The sequence below is a fragment of the Carbonatibacter coralli genome (assembly GCF_039592655.1).
GTDB lineage: Bacteria > Pseudomonadota > Alphaproteobacteria > Kiloniellales > Kiloniellaceae > Carbonatibacter > Carbonatibacter coralli.
The window spans coordinates 23,183-41,743 of record NZ_JBBUTJ010000006.1 but is presented as its reverse complement, the minus strand read 5'-3'; the positions used below and the strand labels follow the sequence as shown (position 1 = coordinate 41,743).

18 protein-coding genes are annotated in these 18,561 nt (G+C 53.5%); 6 read left to right on the top strand and 12 right to left on the bottom strand.

Going from position 1 to position 18,561, the window contains the following annotated elements; all coding sequences use genetic code 11:
* Positions 1–50: 50 nt before the first annotated feature.
* Positions 51–2,822 carry a [protein-PII] uridylyltransferase gene (locus AAAH10_RS13330; RefSeq protein WP_343564376.1) on the top strand — a complete coding sequence of 924 codons (2,772 nt, stop codon included), beginning with the start codon at positions 51–53 and terminating at the stop codon, positions 2,820–2,822.
* A 21-nt stretch (positions 2,823–2,843) separates the two neighbouring features.
* On the opposite strand, the gene AAAH10_RS13325 is transcribed toward AAAH10_RS13330, so the two are convergent.
* From AAAH10_RS13325 to AAAH10_RS13285, 9 genes are all read right to left on the bottom strand, one after another.
* Positions 2,844–3,470 (bottom strand): LysE family translocator, encoded by a 627-nt coding sequence (locus AAAH10_RS13325; protein ID WP_343564374.1) that lies wholly within the window; start codon positions 3,468–3,470, stop codon positions 2,844–2,846.
* 23 nt (positions 3,471–3,493) lie between these two features.
* Positions 3,494–3,820, bottom strand: coding sequence for a phosphoribosyl-ATP diphosphatase (locus AAAH10_RS13320; RefSeq protein ID WP_343564372.1), 327 nt, complete (start codon positions 3,818–3,820; stop codon positions 3,494–3,496).
* A gap of 3 nt (positions 3,821–3,823) precedes the next feature.
* Positions 3,824–4,594 carry an imidazole glycerol phosphate synthase subunit HisF gene (gene hisF, locus AAAH10_RS13315; RefSeq protein WP_343564370.1) on the bottom strand — a complete coding sequence of 257 codons (771 nt, stop codon included), beginning with the start codon at positions 4,592–4,594 and terminating at the stop codon, positions 3,824–3,826.
* Positions 4,595–4,647: 53 nt separating this feature from the next.
* Positions 4,648–5,379 (bottom strand): 1-(5-phosphoribosyl)-5-[(5-phosphoribosylamino)methylideneamino]imidazole-4-carboxamide isomerase, encoded by a 732-nt coding sequence (gene hisA / locus AAAH10_RS13310; RefSeq protein ID WP_343564367.1) that lies wholly within the window; start codon positions 5,377–5,379, stop codon positions 4,648–4,650.
* A 74-nt stretch (positions 5,380–5,453) separates the two neighbouring features.
* The gene (locus AAAH10_RS13305) at positions 5,454–5,990 is read right to left on the bottom strand and encodes a GNAT family N-acetyltransferase (protein ID WP_343564364.1); all 537 of its coding nucleotides are present in this window, start codon (positions 5,988–5,990) and stop codon (positions 5,454–5,456) included.
* Positions 5,991–6,239: 249 nt separating this feature from the next.
* On the bottom strand, positions 6,240–6,899 hold the full coding sequence (gene hisH / locus AAAH10_RS13300; protein WP_343564362.1) for an imidazole glycerol phosphate synthase subunit HisH: 660 nt from the start codon (positions 6,897–6,899) through the stop codon (positions 6,240–6,242).
* 58 nt (positions 6,900–6,957) lie between these two features.
* On the bottom strand, positions 6,958–7,545 hold the full coding sequence (gene hisB / locus AAAH10_RS13295; RefSeq protein ID WP_343564359.1) for an imidazoleglycerol-phosphate dehydratase HisB: 588 nt from the start codon (positions 7,543–7,545) through the stop codon (positions 6,958–6,960).
* A 96-nt stretch (positions 7,546–7,641) separates the two neighbouring features.
* A complete protein-coding gene (gene dapB, locus AAAH10_RS13290; RefSeq protein ID WP_343564356.1) occupies positions 7,642–8,487 on the bottom strand; it encodes a 4-hydroxy-tetrahydrodipicolinate reductase in 846 nt (281 codons plus the stop codon).
* Positions 8,488–8,581: 94 nt separating this feature from the next.
* Positions 8,582–9,418 (bottom strand): HugZ family pyridoxamine 5'-phosphate oxidase, encoded by an 837-nt coding sequence (locus AAAH10_RS13285; RefSeq protein ID WP_343564353.1) that lies wholly within the window; start codon positions 9,416–9,418, stop codon positions 8,582–8,584.
* 316 nt (positions 9,419–9,734) lie between these two features.
* Here AAAH10_RS13285 and AAAH10_RS13280 point away from each other — a divergent pair, with 316 nt between their 5' ends.
* The 5 genes from AAAH10_RS13280 to AAAH10_RS13260 all read left to right on the top strand — a co-directional run bounded on the left by AAAH10_RS13280 (position 9,735) and on the right by AAAH10_RS13260 (position 15,156).
* Positions 9,735–10,442, top strand: a complete 708-nt coding sequence (locus tag AAAH10_RS13280) for a response regulator transcription factor (protein WP_343564351.1) — start codon at positions 9,735–9,737, stop codon at positions 10,440–10,442.
* A gap of 272 nt (positions 10,443–10,714) precedes the next feature.
* Positions 10,715–11,599, top strand: coding sequence for an MBL fold metallo-hydrolase (locus AAAH10_RS13275; RefSeq protein WP_343564349.1), 885 nt, complete (start codon positions 10,715–10,717; stop codon positions 11,597–11,599).
* Between the two features lie 128 nt (positions 11,600–11,727).
* Positions 11,728–13,077 carry an adenylate/guanylate cyclase domain-containing protein gene (locus AAAH10_RS13270; protein WP_343564348.1) on the top strand — a complete coding sequence of 450 codons (1,350 nt, stop codon included), beginning with the start codon at positions 11,728–11,730 and terminating at the stop codon, positions 13,075–13,077.
* An 87-nt stretch (positions 13,078–13,164) separates the two neighbouring features.
* Positions 13,165–14,052 carry a DMT family transporter gene (locus AAAH10_RS13265; protein WP_343564347.1) on the top strand — a complete coding sequence of 296 codons (888 nt, stop codon included), beginning with the start codon at positions 13,165–13,167 and terminating at the stop codon, positions 14,050–14,052.
* Positions 14,053–14,121: 69 nt separating this feature from the next.
* A complete protein-coding gene (locus AAAH10_RS13260) occupies positions 14,122–15,156 on the top strand; it encodes a trans-3-hydroxy-L-proline dehydratase (RefSeq protein WP_343564345.1) in 1,035 nt (344 codons plus the stop codon).
* A 69-nt stretch (positions 15,157–15,225) separates the two neighbouring features.
* Here the strand turns inward: AAAH10_RS13260 and AAAH10_RS13255 are convergent, their stop codons facing one another.
* From AAAH10_RS13255 to coaE, 3 genes are all read right to left on the bottom strand, one after another.
* Positions 15,226–17,076: a BCCT family transporter gene (locus AAAH10_RS13255; protein ID WP_343564343.1), complete on the bottom strand. Its 1,851-nt coding sequence runs from the start codon at positions 17,074–17,076 to the stop codon at positions 15,226–15,228.
* A 139-nt stretch (positions 17,077–17,215) separates the two neighbouring features.
* Positions 17,216–17,923, bottom strand: coding sequence for a DNA polymerase III subunit epsilon (gene dnaQ, locus AAAH10_RS13250; protein WP_343564341.1), 708 nt, complete (start codon positions 17,921–17,923; stop codon positions 17,216–17,218).
* 9 nt (positions 17,924–17,932) lie between these two features.
* Positions 17,933–18,559, bottom strand: a complete 627-nt coding sequence (coaE, locus tag AAAH10_RS13245; RefSeq protein ID WP_343564338.1) for a dephospho-CoA kinase — start codon at positions 18,557–18,559, stop codon at positions 17,933–17,935.
* Positions 18,560–18,561: the final 2 nt, after the last annotated feature.

Here is an 18,561-nt window from a genome sequence, read left to right as displayed (position 1 = left end):
TATTCTGTAAAATACCTCCCCCTCCACCCCCTACTCCAGGTCAGACCACAATGCTCAAGGAAGCCGTTTCTCACCCTTATGAACAGGATGTCCCCAACCGGGAACGGATCATCGACAGCATTGCTGTTCAGGCACAGATTGAAATGGTGCAGGACAACAGGGATCTGAAGGACAGCCAGCGTCGCGGCGAAATCCTGAAAATCCTCAAGGAGACCCTCAAAGCCGGACGGGAAGAGGTCAAACAGCGCTTTGAGCAGAAGACCTCGGGCACTGTTGTGGTCAAGGCACACTGCTATCTGATGGACCAGATCGTTCTGCTGCTCTATCGCCACGTCAACGAATTTCTCTATCCGGCCAGCCTGACCAAGGGAGAACACCTCAGTCTGGTCGCCGTTGGTGGTTATGGCCGCGGTGAACTGGCCCCTCACTCCGACGTCGATCTGCTCTTTTTGATGCCCTACAAGAAAACGGCCCGAACAGAACAGATCGTTGAAAGCATTCTCTATTTCCTGTGGGACCTGAACATCAAGGTCGGACAGTCCGTACGAACCGTCAACGAATGTATCAAGGCAGCGCAGGGCGATATTACCATTTCCACATCGCTGCTGGAAGGACGCTACCTGATCGGGGATGAACGTCTCTACCGTGCCCTGCACGTCTATTACGAGCGCAACATCCAGTCCCGCATGGAAAACGAGTTCATCGAACAGAAACTGGCAGAGCGCAGAACCCGCCACAGCAAACAGGGGGTTTCGCGCTACACGCTTGAACCGAACATCAAGGATGGCAAGGGCGGTCTGCGCGATCTCCAGACTCTCTTCTGGATTGCCAAGTTCCTTTACAAGGTCAACGACATCCGCGAACTGGTCAGTGCCGGCGTCTTTACAAAAAAGGAAGTCCGCAAGTTCGAGAAGGCCCAGGATTTCCTCTGGTCCCTGCGCTGTGCCCTGCACTATCTGACCAACCGCCCGGACGAACGCCTCAGCTTTGATGTCCAGCGCGAACTGGCCGTTCAGATGCACTACACCGATCACGCCGGAACACGGGGCGTCGAGCGGTTTATGAAACACTACTTCATCGTGGCAAAGGATGTCGGGAACCTGACCCGTATCTTCTGTGCCGCACTGGAGGCTGATCACAACCGCCGTTCCCGTTTCCGCCTGCCGCTGACTTTCCTCAGCAAGAAACGGACAGTCGAGGGCTTCGCGCTGGAGGGTGACCGGGTCAGTTTCCGCGCCAGGCATGATCTGAAGGAAAACCCGCTGGATATCCTCAAGATCTTCCACGTTGCCCAGAAAAACAAGCTGGACATCCATCCGGATGCCCTGCGTTACATCACCCAGTCCCTCAAGCTCCTCAACAAGACATTCCGCGAGAACGAGGATGCCCAGAAACTCTTCCTGGCTATCCTGACCGATCCGAATGAACCGGCCCTGACACTGCGCCGCATGAACGAGGCCGGTGTTCTGGGGCAGTTTATTCCCGACTTTGGCAAGGTCGTGGCCCTGATGCAGTTCAACATGTATCACTCCTATACTGTTGACGAGCATACGATTTTCACCATTGACGTGCTGACGCAGATCGAACGGGGCGATCTCAGTGAAGCGGCTCCGATCGCAACAGAAGTCATTCACAAGGTCCAGTCCCGCCGGGCGCTCTATGTTGCGATGCTCCTCCACGACATTGCCAAGGGACGACCGGGGGACCACTCTGTCGAAGGAGCCAAAGTTGCCCTGAGGCTCTGCCCGAAACTGGGCCTGAGTCCCGAAGAAACCGAGACCGTCAGCTGGCTGGTCCGCTATCACCTGACCATGAGCGAAACCGCTTTTTCCCGCGATATTGACGATCCCCAGACCATTCAGGACTTTGCAGAAATCGTCCAGTCTCCGGAACGGTTGCGCCTGCTGCTTGTTCTGACTGTAGCCGATATCCGCGGGGTTGGTCCCACTGTCTGGAACGGCTGGAAAGCTGCACTTCTGCGGGATCTTTACTGGCGTACCGAGAGTCTTCTGTCCGGCGAACACGCCGAAGAAGGCCGTCAGCATCGCATCCAGGCAACCATCCACCAGCTTCAGGAAAGGCTGGAAGAACAGAACTGGACCCAAAAGGCGATCAAAACGCACATCAAACGCGGAACAGACAGCTACTGGCTTTCAACAGACACCTCTGCCCAGGTCCGCCATGCCCGCATGATGAAAGAGGTTGAGGACAAGCAGACTCTCTTTGCGCTGAGAACCTATGTTGATCGCTATCGCCAGATCACGGAGGTGACCCTCTATGCCGGTGACCACCCCGGGCTTTTCAGCCGCCTGGCCGGAACCCTTGCCCTCTATGGCTGTTCTATCGAAGGTGCAACGATCTACACGCTGCGCAACGGAATGGCTCTGGATACCTTCTACGTTGTCGACAGCATGACCAAGGATCTGATTGACGATCCCGAACGACTGCAAAAGCTGGAAGAGAACATTGAAAGAAGTCTGACCGGAGAACTCAAGCAGACCCGGCAGCTTGCCGACATGGCCCACCACCTGCCAAGCCGTATCCACAAGGCCATTCAGGTGACCCCGCGTGTCATCATCGACAACAATGCCAGCCAGCATTACACCGTCATTGAAGTCAACGGAAAGGACAGAACCGGTCTGCTGTTCGATCTCACCAAGGCTCTGACGAAGATGGGACTTCTGATTCACTCGGCCCGGATTTCAACCTACGGCCTTCGGGCTGTGGATGTTTTCTATGTGGAAACCGCACTGGGTGAAAAGATCACAAGCCATCAGAAAAGAACAGCTGTCCTGAAAAAGCTGATGTCCATTCTGGAATAGCAACAGGAAGAAAAGCTGTCTCTATCGCTGCGTTGAAGCCAGCAAGGCACCAGCGCCAACAAGAACGCCCCCGGTAATCCTGTTGAGCAGCCGGATGTTCCCCGCTTTCTGAAACAGGGGCACAAGCCGGTCACCAAGAACCGCATAGGTCATCATGCTGGTGAACTCGATCACGGCAAAGCTGATCGCAATGGTGAGAATCTGTGGTGTTCTGGGCAGAGCTGGATCCAGAAACTGCGGCACGAAAGCTCCAAAGAAAACAATGGCTTTCGGATTTGAAATGCCAACCAGAAAAGCCTGCACAAAAAGTCCCCTGGCCGACTTGCGCGGCTTGTTGTCTTCTGAATCAGCATTACGGGCCACCGCCGGCGCACGCCAGGCCTGAATGCCCAGATAGCAGAGATAGGCCACACCGGCCCACTTGATCACTTCAAAAAGCGTTGCAGAGGCCGCAAGAATTGCGCTCAGACCGGCAAGGGACAGAAACAGAAGCAACAGCATGGACACCACGCCGCCAACTGTGGTCCAGACGGCAGAAACAGCGCCGCGCTCAATACCAACGGAAAGAGCCAGCAGCATGTTCGGGCCCGGTGTCATGGAGATTACAGCCGTAAAGGCAACAAATACAAGCCAGGTTTCAAGAAGCATCAAGCTTTCTCCCTTCACACAGATCAGCTGTCTGTCCGCGATGCCTTTTCAGAGATACCCGATGTGCCCCGGCGTTTTTCCAGCGCCGCCCAGACATCATCGGGACGAATATCCTGATCTGCCCAGAGCACAAGCAGATGAAACAGGAGGTCCGCTGATTCAGCCGTCAGGGCCTCGCGATCCCCTTTCATGGCCTCAATCACCGTTTCAACCGCTTCCTCACCAACCTTCTGAGCAATTTTGCCAGTCCCTTTGGCAAAGAGCTTCGCTGTCCAGGATTCAGAAGGATCAGCACCCTTCCTGCTTTCCACTGTGGCAAAGAGTTCATCCAGAATGCGCGCATCAGACATGGCTCAGGCCCCTTCTGTCAACCGCATCGGAATACCGGAGGCAATCATGTGTTCCTTGGCTTCAGCAATGGTGTGGGTCCCGAAGTGGAAGATTGAAGCGGCAAGAACAGCCGTCGCATGGCCATCGCGCACACCTTCTGTCAGGTGATCGAGATTGCCAACACCACCGGAAGCAATCACCGGAATGCGCACAGCATCGGCAATCGCACGGGTCAGATTGATATTGTAACCCTGTTTGGTGCCGTCACGATCCATGGAGGTCAGGAGGATCTCACCAGCACCGTTGGCTTCCATTTTCCGGGCCCATTCAACGGCATCCAGTCCTGTCGCGTTCCGGCCACCATGGGTAAAAATCTCGAACCTGCCGGGCTCGACTTCCTTGGCATCAATCGCAACGACAATGCACTGGCTGCCAAACTTCTTGCTGGCTTCCGTCACGAAGTCCGGATTGGTCACAGCCGTTGTGTTGATGGAAACCTTGTCCGCACCGGCGAGCAGCAGCTTGCGAATATCCTCGAGCGTACGCACTCCGCCGCCCACAGTCAGCGGCATAAAGCATTCCTCGGCCGTCTTGCGCACGACATCCAGCATGATCCCGCGGTCTTCATGGCTCGCTGTGATGTCCAGAAAGCAGAGTTCATCCGCACCGGCCCTGTCATAGAGGCGGGCCTGTTCCACAGGATCACCCGCATCGCGCAAACCGACAAAGTTCACGCCTTTGACAACACGGCCATCCTTGACATCCAGACAGGGGATAATTCGAGCCTTCAGCATTTTCGTCCTCAATACCCGTTAGCGCACCAGAAGAAATTCAATGAAACGCGACCTTAAAGCCTGCCGTCTGCAACAGCAACAGCTTCTGCAGGATCAATGCGCCCGTCATAGAGGGAACGCCCACAGATCACACCTTCAATTCCTGCAGCTTCAACAGCTTTCAGCGCCTTGATGTCCTCAATCGAGGCCACACCACCGGAGGCAACGACCGGGATGGAGATGGCGCGGGCCAGATCCGCGGTGGAGTCCACATTACAACCCTGCAGCATGCCGTCACGGTCAATGTCCGTGTAAACAATCGAAGCCACACCCGCATCCTCGAACTTGCGCGCCAGATCAACGGCGGACACATCACTGCTTTCCGCCCAGCCCTCTGTCGCGACCATTCCACCCCTTGCATCAATACCCACAACGATTTTGCCGGGGAAAAGCCTGCAGGCTTCCCTGACGAGATCAGGGTTTTTGACGGCAATGGTACCAAGGATCACACGCGTGATACCGGCTTCCAGCCACTGTTCAATCGTTGCAATATCGCGGATACCTCCACCCAGCTGGGTGGGCATGGAGATCGAGGACAGTATTCCTTCCACAGCAGACCTGTTAACCGGCTTGCCTTCGAAGGCACCGTTCAGATCAACAATATGAAGCCAGCGAAATCCCTGCTCTTCAAAGGAACGCGCCTGGGCAGCCGGACTGTCATTGAAAACAGTCGCAGAGTCCATTTCACCCTTGCGCAAACGGACAGCCTGTCCGTCTTTCAGGTCAATTGCCGGGAAAACGATCATGATCGGGATACCTTACCTTGGAGTTTCTCTCTTCACCCGATCAGCCATGCCTTAAAGCGTTGGGAAGGTCAACCTCAATGCGGGATCAGAATCTTGCTGTAGTGATGTCCTGCCACCCATTCGCCATCAACGCAAGCATAGGTGTGCTGTGTCCCCCAGCGAACAAACCCGCAACGTTCATAGACATTGATCGCCGCTTTCTGCGTTTCCCGCACGTCCAGATTGAGGACTTCCAGACCACAGTCTCTCGCCTCGGCCTCTACAGCGCGAACCATCTGTGCAGCCAGTCCGTGTCCGCGTGCCCAGGGCGCAATGAAGAAGGAGGAGAGATGACCTGCATGGGCTTGCGCCTCATTGTTCGAGGGCTGTCTGTAAAGCTGGGCAGATCCGCAGATCACACCATCAAGACGGGCGACAAAGAGGGTCCGCTGCGGAATGAGAACAACGCCCTTCCAGTGCTTTTCCAGAACGTCACGCTCCGGAACACGAAGCCAGCCAAACCCGCCGCCCTCTTCAATCGCGGCCTCTGTGGCATCACAGAGATCGTGAAGATCAGGCCCCTTGAATTCCTTCAGGAGCTCGACAGATGCTGTGGCTTGGAAATCAGGCATAGCGTTCATTGTTCTCATCATTTTTTTGTTCGCAGTCCATCTGTTTTATCGCGAGTAACACAACAGACGTGATCCAGTCGCAGAGTCCGGCTGGAATTTCTTTCGGTCAGCCTGTCGGTTCGACAGTGTGATAAACCTGTAGAGCGAGTGTCTGTATGACCACTTTGTGATCGTTTCTTTTCAAACACTCAAGCAGAAAACCACAACCTTAAAGTGAAATTCCTTTCAATTTCACTAAAAAGCCTTCCCTCAGGCAGACCATTGCAGGAAATTGGCAAAAAGCTTCAGCCCTGCATCCTGGGATTTTTCAGGGTGGAACTGGGTTCCGATCATGTTGTCCCGTCCGACAACCGCAGTCAGCGCACCTCCGTAATCCACCTCTGCCAGAACATGATCCCTGCTCTTTGGCAGATAGTGATAGGAGTGGACAAAGTAAACATGTGTCCCGTTATCAAGCCCGTTCAAAACAGGGTGATCGCCCTGAAGCGACAGGGTGTTCCAGCCCATGTGCGGAACCTTCAGGGAAGGATCGGCAGGATCGATTGCAACAATGTCACCGGCAATCCAGTCCAGCCCCCTGCAATCCCCGTGCTCACGGCCAACAGAAGCCATCAGCTGCATGCCAACACAGATTCCGAGAAAGGGCACGGAGCGCTTCAGAACAGCGTCTTCCAGCGCCGCAACCATTCCATCAAGGGAATCAAGGCCGGCCTTGCAATCAGCAAAGGCACCAACGCCCGGCAACACAATCCGGTCAGCCCGGGCCACCAGATCGGCATCAGCGGTTACGACGATATCAAAGGCCAGACCGGCTTCACGCGCAGCACGTTCAAATGCCTTGGCAGCAGAGCGCAGGTTGCCGGAACCATAGTCCACAATTGCCAAGGTTTTCTGGTTCGGGGATGTCATCTCAGACGTCCTCTTCTTTTCATTCTAACGCTACAGAAATTCAAACAGGGTCCCTGAATTACAGGGCACCCTTTGTCGATGGCACTTCATTGGCCCGGCGGGGATCAATTTCCACCGCATCGCGCAAGGAGCGCGCCAGACCCTTGAAACAGGCTTCAATCATGTGGTGATTGTTGAAGCCATGCAGTACCTCGACGTGGAGAGTAATCCCCGCATTGAAGGCAAAGGCCTGGAACCATTCGCGAAACAGCTCTGTATCAATCTCGCCAATCTTGTCCTGGGTGAAGTCGACATTCCAGACCAGATAGGGACGATTTGACAAATCAAGGGCAACACGTGCCAGCGTTTCATCCATTGGCAGAAGGCAGGATGCATAGCGACGGATGCCCTTCTTGTCGCCCAGCGCCTGCTTGAAGGCCTGACCCAGAGCAATCCCGACATCTTCAGTTGTGTGGTGAAAGTCGATATGCAGGTCGCCTTTGGCTTCAATATCAAGATCCATCAGGCCATGGCGCGCGATCTGGTCCAGCATGTGATCCAGGAAACCAATGCCGGTGTTGACATTGCACGTTCCTGTGCCATCCAGATTGATAGACGCCCTGATCCGGGTTTCTGATGTATTGCGTTCAACAGAAGCCTGACGCATTGCCTGTCCTTTCACTCCCGAGCCTTTGAGATTGCCTTCTTTTAGCAGGTCTCTGACAAGCCCGTCACTCACTATTGTTGCGCAGGGGCTTCAAAGTCAGGATTTTTTCAATCCCAACACATCCTGCATGTCATAAAAACCCGGTGCCCTGCCCTGCAACCAGAACGCAGCCTTGACAGCACCCCGGCTGAAAACCTGGCGGTTGCTGGCCCTGTGCCCGATCTCGATGCGTTCACCTTCTGCAGCAAAGATCACAGAGTGATCCCCGACAACATCACCACCGCGCAATGTCGCAAAACCGATGTCTCCGCGTTTTCTCTCGCCCGTGATGCCATCACGCACCTTGTCAGCCACAGCATCCAGATCGACACCCCGTCCCGTTGCAGCCGCTTCTCCCAGTGCCAGGGCTGTTCCGGACGGTGCATCAACCTTGTGACGGTGGTGCATTTCCAGAACCTCGATGTCGTAGTCTTCATCCAGAGCAGCAGACACCTGCTGTACAAGGGAAAGCAGCAGGTTGACTCCAAGGCTCATGTTTCTGGCAAAAACAATCGGCGCCTGACGGGCTGCATCCTGAACCACAGCCAGATCGGCCTCTGTCATGCCGGTTGTTCCGATCACCAGTCCGGTTCCATGCCTTGCAGCCAGTTTCGCATGTGCCGTCGTCGCGACAGGGGCCGTAAAATCAATCACAACATCGCTTGTTGAAAACAGAACATCCAGATCATCGCTTGCCTGAACGCCCAGGGCTCCAATGCCTGCCATTTCACCAAGATCCCGGCCCACCAGTCCGCTTTCCTGTCGTTCGGATCCGCCGGCAAGTCTGACAGCCGCTCCCGCCTTGCCTGCCTCGACAACAGCAGAAACCAGCATGCGTCCCATGCGCCCACCGCAGCCCGCAATACCGATTGCGAAGGAAGAAGAATTCTGAGGATCAGACATGACAAAGCTCCAGACAGTCGAACAAAAGCTGTTTCCTGTTCCCACTCTTAACAGCTTTCCCAAGCTGTACAAGCTTTAGAACGTCCAAAACCGATCAAAGAATACCGTCGTTTTCGTATGGATCGCTTTCGTGTCGCTGTCTGGCTGTTGTTGTCTGTCTTGCAAGCTGCAGGCGCGCATCTGTCGGCGTCAGCACCGCTTTTTCAAACAGGCAGCGTGCATATTTCCTGCCGTTGTTCAAATCCCAGCCATCCCTGTCGATACCGGCCATGCGCCAGTCTCCGTCCTTTCGCCCCAGGATATGGGTGGCAATCAGACGAATTGCCTCGAGATGATCCGTGTTCATGTGATCCACGATATCCTCCTCACTGGCCATCAACCGAGCTGAATCAGAAGTATCGACAGCAAGCTCCTCTGCGCTGATCCAGTGAATGTCTCCAAAACCGGCAACAATATGCGCCGCAGAAACATCAACCCTGTAGAGATTGAAATCAGCAAAGCCGGCATAGCCTGCCGCGGAATGGTGATACCGGAAAAAACGGTCAAGCAACCGGCGGGACTCAGCCGCATCATCCACTCTGCTGACTGTTCCAAGCAGAGTCACCCGCGCACCTGTCAGGGGATCGGCAAGATGTCCGGTGTTGTCAAACAGCAGGCTGACCCTCGGCTCTACAAGGAAATTCCGGGTGTGCTCGGCCAGATCAGACAGCAGCATGTAGGGCGTTCCGTCGTGATCAACCATCACAAGAACCAGCGACACATAGGGTACTGCTGATCCCTTCATTCGCGATTCAAGCCCGTCGGGCCACTCTGTCATCGTCGTGCCCAGAGAAGCCTTGTGAACGGCGCGCATCACATATCTGGCCCTAGCTGCAGGGTCGAGATCCATAAAGGCATTTTTCTGATCTGGTGCTTTGTTTTCTGTTGTCATTTCCAAACCTTCCGCTTCATCACGGCAAACCAACGCAGATGTGATGATGTTCCCGGGGAACCATAAAAGAGATATGAACCTTGCCACGAGTTTAAAGCATAAAACACAGGCAAGTCTTTGATTTGTGTCACATCCTGTGCAGGAAGACAGATGCCTGATTTCTCGGCAGATTGTTGCGTCCGGTCACAGGCAATGGTATTAAAATAAATGCGAAAGCAGTCACATCCCTTGAAAAGCCTCAGGGTTTTACACAGTTGTTTCTGCAAAAGCCGTTTTCGGCACCAATATCGCTCTACAGGGAAAAGAGGAATTATTTATGACAGCATCCACTGCTCCTTCCACCGGTCGCAAGGTTCTTCTGGTTGATGATGACGATGCCCTGCGCACTTCCCTGAGCGAACAGCTTCGGCTCCATGAAGAGTTCGAAACAGCCGAGGCAGCAACGGGCCTGGATGCCGTTGAAATTGCCAAGAATGAAAACTTTGACGCCGTTCTTCTGGATGTCGGCCTCCCCGACATGGACGGACGCGAAGTCTGCCGCCTGCTGCGCAGAAACGAAGTCAAATGTCCGATTATTATGCTGACAGCAGCTGAATCGGATGCTGACACCATTCTGGGTCTGGATGCAGGTGCCAACGACTATATCACCAAGCCTTTCCGTCTGGGTGTTCTGCTCGCACGTCTGCGGGCCCAGCTGCGCCAGCACGCCCAGAGCGAGGACGCCATCTTTACGATCGGCCCCTACAGCTTCCAGCCCAGCAACAAGCTCCTTCTGGAAAACGAGACCCAGAAGAAAATCCGCCTGACCGAAAAGGAAACAGCCATCCTGAAGTTCCTTTACCGCAAGGGTGCACAGGTTGTCGGACGCGATGTTCTGCTCAACGAGGTCTGGGGCTACAACGCCGGTGTGACAACCCACACACTGGAAACACACGTCTATCGTCTGAGACAGAAAATCGAGCCCGATCCTGCAAATGCCACCCTGCTTGTGACCGAGCCGGGCGGGTACCGACTGGTTCCCTAAAGGCCGGAACAGGCTGTCTTCAGCAGAGCCCGCAACATTTAAAAATTAAATATTTTCAATGTTTTGAAGAAATATCAGGACAAATGAACAATTGCGCCTCTACTACTTGATCCATTTCATCCTATATTCATAATAGGACGCTAAAAGGGTCAGCAGAAATTGAGCAATTCTGACTGGAATTCTCGGCGAATTCATAAGGGCTGTCAGTCAATCTGCATACAAGAACCCCCAGAAAGCTTCGGCTCAAACCATTGGGAACAAGGCAGTTCGGTGTGATAAAGGCTATCAGTACAGGTCTCAACGACCAGCTAGAGTATGGAACCAAAAGCGATTTTTCCGTTCGCATTTGGGGTACACGTGGTTCCATTCCCTGTGCAGACAAGGATTTCCTGACCTTTGGAGGAAACACCTCCTGTGTCGAGGTTGTCTGCGGCAAACGCGGTCTCGTCTTTGACGCCGGTTCCGGTATTCACACACTGGGCAAGCGACTCAGCGAAAACAATCCGGACGGGCTGGTCACGGATGTTTTCCTGTCCCATACCCACCACGATCACATTCTGGGTGTTCCCTTTTTCAAACCCAACTTTTGCGGGGCCAGCAAAATCCGTTACTGGGCCGGTCACCTGAAAGACCAGGATGAAAACCTGCATGACATCCTCTGCCGCTTCATGCAGCAACCTCTCTTCCCCGTTCCTCCGGGTATCTTCATGGCCGATGTCGAGTTTCGCGATTTTGTCGCCGGGGAAGACATTGAACCCTTCCCGGACTTCACCATCAAGACAGCCCCTCTGGTTCACCCGAACGGCGCCACGGCCTACCGTGTGGATTACGAAGGCCGTTCATTCTGCTATGTCACTGACACAGAACACAAAATCGGTGAGCCCGACCAGAACATCCTGAAACTGATCGAAGGTGCCGACTGTGTTGTTTACGACTGCAGCTTCAATGACGAGAATTTCGGGAACTTTATCGGATGGGGACATTCGACCTGGCAGGAAGGCCTCCGCCTCTGTGAGGCTGCAGGAGCCAAACAGCTGATTCCCTTCCACCACAGCCCCTCCAGTGATGACAGCTTCCTGAAGGAAGAGGAAAAGCGGGCCCAGGCCATTGCACCCAACACGATTTTTGCCCGTGAAGGCATGACAATTTACCTTTAGGATTCTTTTCACCTTAATGTGAAACAGTGTTTCTGGAGCCCGCTTCACAAAAAGAAGTAAGCTGTCAGAAGGTTAATTGATCAAACAGTTCCAAGAAGAAACTGATTTCTATTTCGGGGGCAACTTGCATGACATTTCTGAGTAAGGACCTGCTCAGTAGCGGGATTGAAAAGACCCTGCCAGAACGTGTGAAACGTGCCATTGAGGATCAGGAAAACAGAACAGAGAAACTGATCGGCTGGATTCAGCTGTCCGTGGTTCTGATCTTTGGAACCCTCTATCTGATTTCCCCCAAGACCTTTAACGAGGCTGCGCCGTTCGAACCTGTTCCCTGGGCGCTTTCCATCTATCTTCTCCTGACGCTTGTCAGGCTTGTCTGGGCCTACAATTTCCGCCTTCCGGACTGGTCTCTGGCGCTTTCAGCCTTTTTCGATATGGCGCTGCTGATGAGTCTGATCTGGTCGTTCCACATCCAGTACAATCAGCCCCCCAGCTTTTACCTCAAAGCACCCACCCTTTTGTATGTCTTTATCTTTGTTGCCATTCGCGCCCTGCGCTTTGAAGCGAAGTTCGTTGTGATTGCCGGTCTGATGGGCGCACTGGGCTGGGGGTCCATGATTGTCTACGTCCTGGTCATGAACCCTCATCAGGACATGATCACCCGGGACTACGTGCACTACATGACCTCGAACTCCATCCTGCTGGGAGCAGAGTTTGACAAGATCATCTCCATCCTGCTTGTCACGGGAATACTGGCCGTCGCCCTGATCAGGGCCAGACGCCTCCTGATCGCCTCGGTCTCCGAAAAGCAGGCTTCCGAAGAGCTTTCCCGCTTTTTCTCCCGTGATGTCGCCCAGCGGATCAAGAACTCTGATGACGGCATCAAGGCCGGCATGGCCGAACGCCGGGAAGCTGCCATTGTCAATCTGGACATGCGCGGCTTTACAACACTTGCTGCCAGTGAATCTGCCGAAAAGGTTATGGGGATGCTCGCCGAATACCAGGGCCTCTGTGTCCCGGTGATTCAGAAACACGGCGGGTCCATCGACAAGTTCATGGGCGATGGCATCATGGCAACCTTCGGGGCCTCAACACCATCGGAAAGCTATGCTGCCGACGCCATGCGAGCCATGGATGAGCTGATGGACATCACTGCAAAATGGACATCCGGAGAAACGAGCAGCGACGGGTTGCCCCGTCCGTCCGTCAACGGCTCCATTGCTGTCGGCTCCATTCTCTTTGGTGCCGTCGGTGATGAAAGCCGTCTGGAATACACTGTAATCGGTGATGCCGTTAACCTGTCGGCAAAACTGGAAAAGCAGAACAAAAACCTGGGTGTGCGGGCTGTTGGCGACAAACTGAGCTACGACAGGGCCATTGAACAGGGCTATACTCCCCTGCTCCCCAAGGAAACAAAGGATCAGGAAACAGTTGATGGTGTTCGCCACCCCATGAATCTGGTAATTCTAGCGTCCTGACAACAATACTGTAAAATCCACTCAATCCCGAAGAACTGTCACAGTGACAGTTTAGCTTGTCGTGTTTTCCGGAGAAGTTAGGCTGTCATGCTCACCGAACAATCATCCCTGTCCAGAGGTATCCTGCTGATTTTGCTCGCCATTGCCAGCTTTTCGGCAGGTGATGCCTCCGTCAAGTGGATTGGCGGCACTGTCAACGAGGTCCAGATTGTCTGGGCCCGTTATCTGGCCCTGTTCTTTTTTATTGCACTGCTGCTGACTGCCCAGGGCAAAATCCGTGCAGCCATCCGTCTGAACAGGCCGACACTCACCATTGGCCGTTCAGCACTGCTGCCTGCCTTTGATTTTCTTTTCATCACCGCCTTTATCCTGCTTCCCCTGGCAACAGTGAATTCCATCTCTTCCTCTGTCCCCATCATGGTCACCATTCTCTCCGTGTTCGTGCTCAGGGAAACAATCCGGATTTACAGATGGATCGCCGTGATCATCGGGTGTGTCGGGGTCCTGATCATTGTGAATCCTCTCTCCGTTTCTTTTGACAGGAATCTCGTCTTTCCCCTCTCCGGCGCCGTGATCCTCGCCTTTTATCAAATTCTGATCAAAATCGGGGCCAACCGGGAAAGCCAGGGCACCAACCAGCTCTACATGGGTCTGGTCCCCTGCATTCTGACCAGTCTCTGTGTTCCTTTTTTCTGGCAGGAGCTTTCGATGCAAACGCTTCTTCTCCTGATGGGTATCTCCCTTTTCCATGCCGTCGGACACTTTCTCATGATTCTGGCCATGACCCTGACAAGCCCTTCCAACCTGCAGCCCTTCTTCTATACCGGCCTGCTCTGGGCGACCTTCTATGGCTGGTTTTTCTTCTCGGAACTTCCGGATCTGAAAGTTGTGACCGGCCTGTGTCTCATTGTTGCCAGCGGGCTTTTTGTCCTTTATCGCCAGAGGGTTCTCCAGAAGCGTGGAGAAGCTTCATAGAGAGCACTTGCCAGAAAAACAGGAATTGATCACACTCCCTGCAAGAACAGAAAACAGGGATCCAGTTTCATGCGCAGCAGCAAAACCATTCACGTTGTTTCATGCCATGCTGAAGGCGAAGTCGGCGATGTTATCGTTGGCGGTGTTGCCCCGCCTCCGGGCGAAACGCTGTGGGAACAGAGAAACTTTATCGCCAGGGACGAAACACTGCGGAACTTCGTTCTGAACGAACCGCGCGGCGGTGTTTTCCGGCACGTCAATCTGCTGGTTCCCCCGAAAAATCCCGAAGCCCAGATGGGCTGGATCATCATGGAACCGGAAGACACGCCCCCCATGTCGGGTTCAAACTCGATCTGTGTTTCCACTGTCCTGCTCGACAGCGGAATTGTTCCCATGTCCGAGCCTGTCACGGAAATGGTCCTCGAAGCGCCGGGTGGCCTCGTCAGGGTAAAGGCTGATTGCAGAAACGGAAAAGCCGAGCGGATTACCGTTGAAAATCTGCCATCCTTTGCGGACAGGACAGACGTTCCGCTGGAGGTTCCCGGTCTGGGGACCATCACGGTTGATACAGCCTATGGCGGGGACAGCTTTGTTATGGTGGATGCAACGAAACTGGGCTTTGAACTGGTGGCTTCGGAAGCAGAGCAACTGGCTGACACCGGGATCAGAATCACCAATGCTGCCAACGAGCAGCTGGGTTTCACCCACCCCGAGAACCCTGAATGGGATCACATTTCCTTCTGTTCCTTTGCAACGGAGCCGAAAGAGGAGGAAAACGGTGATCTTTCCATCCGCTCGGCTGTGGCCATCCAGCCCGGCAAGATCGATCGTTCCCCAACCGGAACAGCCCTCTCTGCCCGCATGGCGACCTTTCATCACAAGGGTCTGATGAAAACGGGGCAGCGCCTGATCGGACGCTCCATTATTGATTCCACCTTCACAGGTCAAATCAGACGGGAGGTCACCGTCGGCGACAAACCGGCGATTGTCCCCGCCATTACAGGACGCGGCTTTATCACCGGAACACACCAGCACATGCTGGACCCTTCCGACCCCTGGCCGGAGGGCTATCGCATCAGCGACACCTGGCCCATGAAAAAGTGATTCCAAATCGATTGACGCAATAAAAAAGGCCGGGTTTCCCCGGCCTTTTTCTTTTGTCATCCCGTCAGATTATTCGGCTGGTTCCTCTGCAGAGTAGCCAACACCCAGACGGTCACGCAGATCATCGCGGATCAACGCCTTGGTCAGGGACACACACATCAGAACCATAACCATGGTAAAGGGCAGTGCGCCGATAATCATCGCGTTCTGAAGGGCTTTGAGGCCACCGCCTCCGGCAAGCAGAAGCGTGGCAATAACCAGTGTCAGCAGGCTCCCCCAGATGATGCGGTGCTTGATGCCTGTATCCACGCTGCCACCAGCCATAATGGTGTTCATCACCAGAATACCGGAGTCAGCAGAGGTGACGAGGAAGGTCATGATCAAAATCACTGACATCACAGTAATTCCAAACAGAAGGCCACCATCCAGAATCTGGCCCAGCGTTGCAAAAAGCTTCGCCGTTGTGGACGCACCGATCAGGGCACCCTCGGCCACACCGGACAGCTCCAGATCAATGGCGGTACCGCCCAGGATGGTCATCCAGGCAAAACACACCAGGGACGGAGCAATCACAGCACCCAGAACGAACTCGCGGATCGTCCGGCCCTTGGAAATCCGGGCAAGGAAAAGACCCACAAATGGCGAGAACGCAATCCACCAGGCCCAGTAGAAGGTGGTCCAGCCGGACTGCCAGCCAAAGAGACGACCTTCTTCACCGATCTTGTAGATTGCACTGACCAGCTGATCGGAATTGCTCAGGGCAAGGAAGCTTTCCGGCAGACCGGACTTGAAACCGTCCAGATTGCCCCAGGCATTTGTTGCGGAAGAGTAAAGCGCACTGACATCCTCGGCAGGCAGTGCTGCAACAGCTTCAGGCAAGGCAGAAACAAAGGCCTCCTGTGTCAGCGGGCTGTAGGCCTCGAAAGACAGGGCGGCAAAGTGGATCACATAGTCCACAAAAGCCTGACCGTAGGTTGTCATCGCAAAGGCAAAGGACCCCGCCACAACAAAGGTCAGCAGCAGGATACAGGACATGATCAGGTTCAGATCCGACAGGATCTTCACACCCTTTCCAACACCCGATACAGCCGAGAGAATGGACATGCCCATCACCAGAACCAGCGCAACAATCAGGCCGACTGTGCTCGGTACAGGTGCCTCGCCATCCGTAATGGTCACAAGCCATTCCATACCGGTAATGCTGTAGATACCATCCACAAGCTGGCTCACACCGAAGCCGATGGTCACGGAAACACCCAGAATGGTCGCAATGACAGCCAGAACATCAACAATATCACCGAGGATACCGTTTACGTGCTTGCCAAACAGAGGTGTCAGCGCAGAGCGGACTGTCAGCGGCATCCCGCGTGTGTAGGCATAATAGGCCAGTGACAGGCCTGTTACGACATAGATCGCCCAGGCGTGAAAGCCATAGTGCGCAAAGGTATAGCGGTATGCAGACTGAACCGCTTCCTGACTGTTTGCAGCAATATCCGTGTTTTTGATCAGTTCCGGATTGCTTCCCCAGAGCCCCAGAGGCTCAGCGGTCGCGTAAACCATCAGGCCGACACCCAGACCGGCACCGAACATCATGGAGAACCAGGAAAAGTTTGAAAACTCCGGTTTTTCACCGGGTTGCCCCAGCAAGCGGCGGCCAGAAGACGGAATGATTGCAATGGCAAAGAGGAAAAGCGCAAAAAGGCCAACGGTCAGGACATAGAAGGTGTTGAAAGAGTTCAACAGTGTTCCGTTGACAAAGGACAACATTTCTCCGGCATTCAATGGCCAGACAAGAGCCCAGAGAACCAGGGCTGTCATAAGCACCTTGCTTACAACTGCAATAGTTTTGCTGTAGCCCTCATAAAAACCCTGATCTGCTGTTTTGATATCAAGGTTTGTAAAAGGCGGTTTAATTCCCATCAAGACATACTCCCTGTTATTAATTTTGCTTTAACCTAATAAAAGAAAATGTCGCCAACTTTCCTATTAGCGACATTTTTCAGGGCGTATTTTGAAAAAACCGAACAGCTACCAATACAAATTGAAAATATTTTCAATATTAATCTTCTACTGACCAGATTGGATTTTTGATTTTTGAAAGCATTTCTGTATGGGATAGTTTTTCTAATTCTGGAATTAGAAAATTTCTGGGTTCTCTGGCTTTTTTGTCTGGATTATTACTTGATGACAACTGAACTGTTCTTGCTTTTTCCGATCTTGCTCCAATTGCCTTTTTTGAAGCAAGATCAAAGCCGTGCTGCCGTCCGCCACGCAATTCAAGATAGACTTCAGCCAGCAATTCGCAGTCAAGCAGGGCGCCGTGATAGGTCCGTGACGAGTTATCAATTCCGAAGCGCCGACAGAGCGCATCAAGATTTGCCGGCGCTCCGGGAAACATCTCCCGCGCAATCAGGACAGTATCAATGGGCTTGTTCACAAGTTTTGGCCGACCGGCCCATTCCAGCTCTGCATTGAGAAATTTCATGTCAAAGGCAGCGTTGTGAATCACAAGCGGATCCTCTTTGACAAAATCAAGGAATTCATCAACCACATCTGTGAAAACCGGCTTGTCAGAAAGGAATTCACTGCTGATGCCGTGGACCTTGAAAGCCTCCTCCGGCATGTCCCGTTCAGGATTGATATAGAGCTGCAGTGACTTTCCTGTCGGAATGTTCTGGATCACTTCCAGACAACCGATTTCCACAATTCTGTGACCTTCTTCGGGTTTAAAGCCGGTTGTCTCGGTATCAAGGACAATTTCTCTCATGGACTGTCTTCACTTGCTGAATTGGACGGTTTTATTCGGTTTCAGGGATCTGATCTGTCGAATGACTGATTCAATATCCCGTCTGGTTTTTCGCATGCCAAGGCCTGTTTGAACAACCCATTGTGCTCTGATTGCCTTTTCCCGGACAGGCATTTGCTTGCCCAAAATGGATTGCAGCTTCTCCGCGGTCATGTTGGGACGGCTCAAAACACGCTGTTTCTGGAGAAAGGCAGGAGCCTGAACAACAAGAACGGCATCACATTCCCTGTCTGTTGCTGTTTCGTACAGCAGGGGAACATCAAGAACAACCAGGGGACTTCTTTGAAGGGCCTGCTGTTTGAGGAACCTTTCACGATCCTCTCTGACAAGGGGATGAAGGATGGTTTCCAGCTGTTCAAGAGCCTCGGGATTTCCAAAAACCCTGTTTCCCAGCTCTTTTCTGTTCACTGCACCTGCTGAATCAAGAACGGCCTTTCCAAAGCATGCAGCAATTCTTTCAACAGCCCGTCCTCCGGAAGCCATCAGGCTGTGCACTGTTGCATCGGCATCATGCACAGAAATCCCTGCTTCACGAAAGAAGCGCGCCGCTGTCGATTTCCCCATGGCAATGGACCCCGTCAGCCCCAGGACAAACAAGA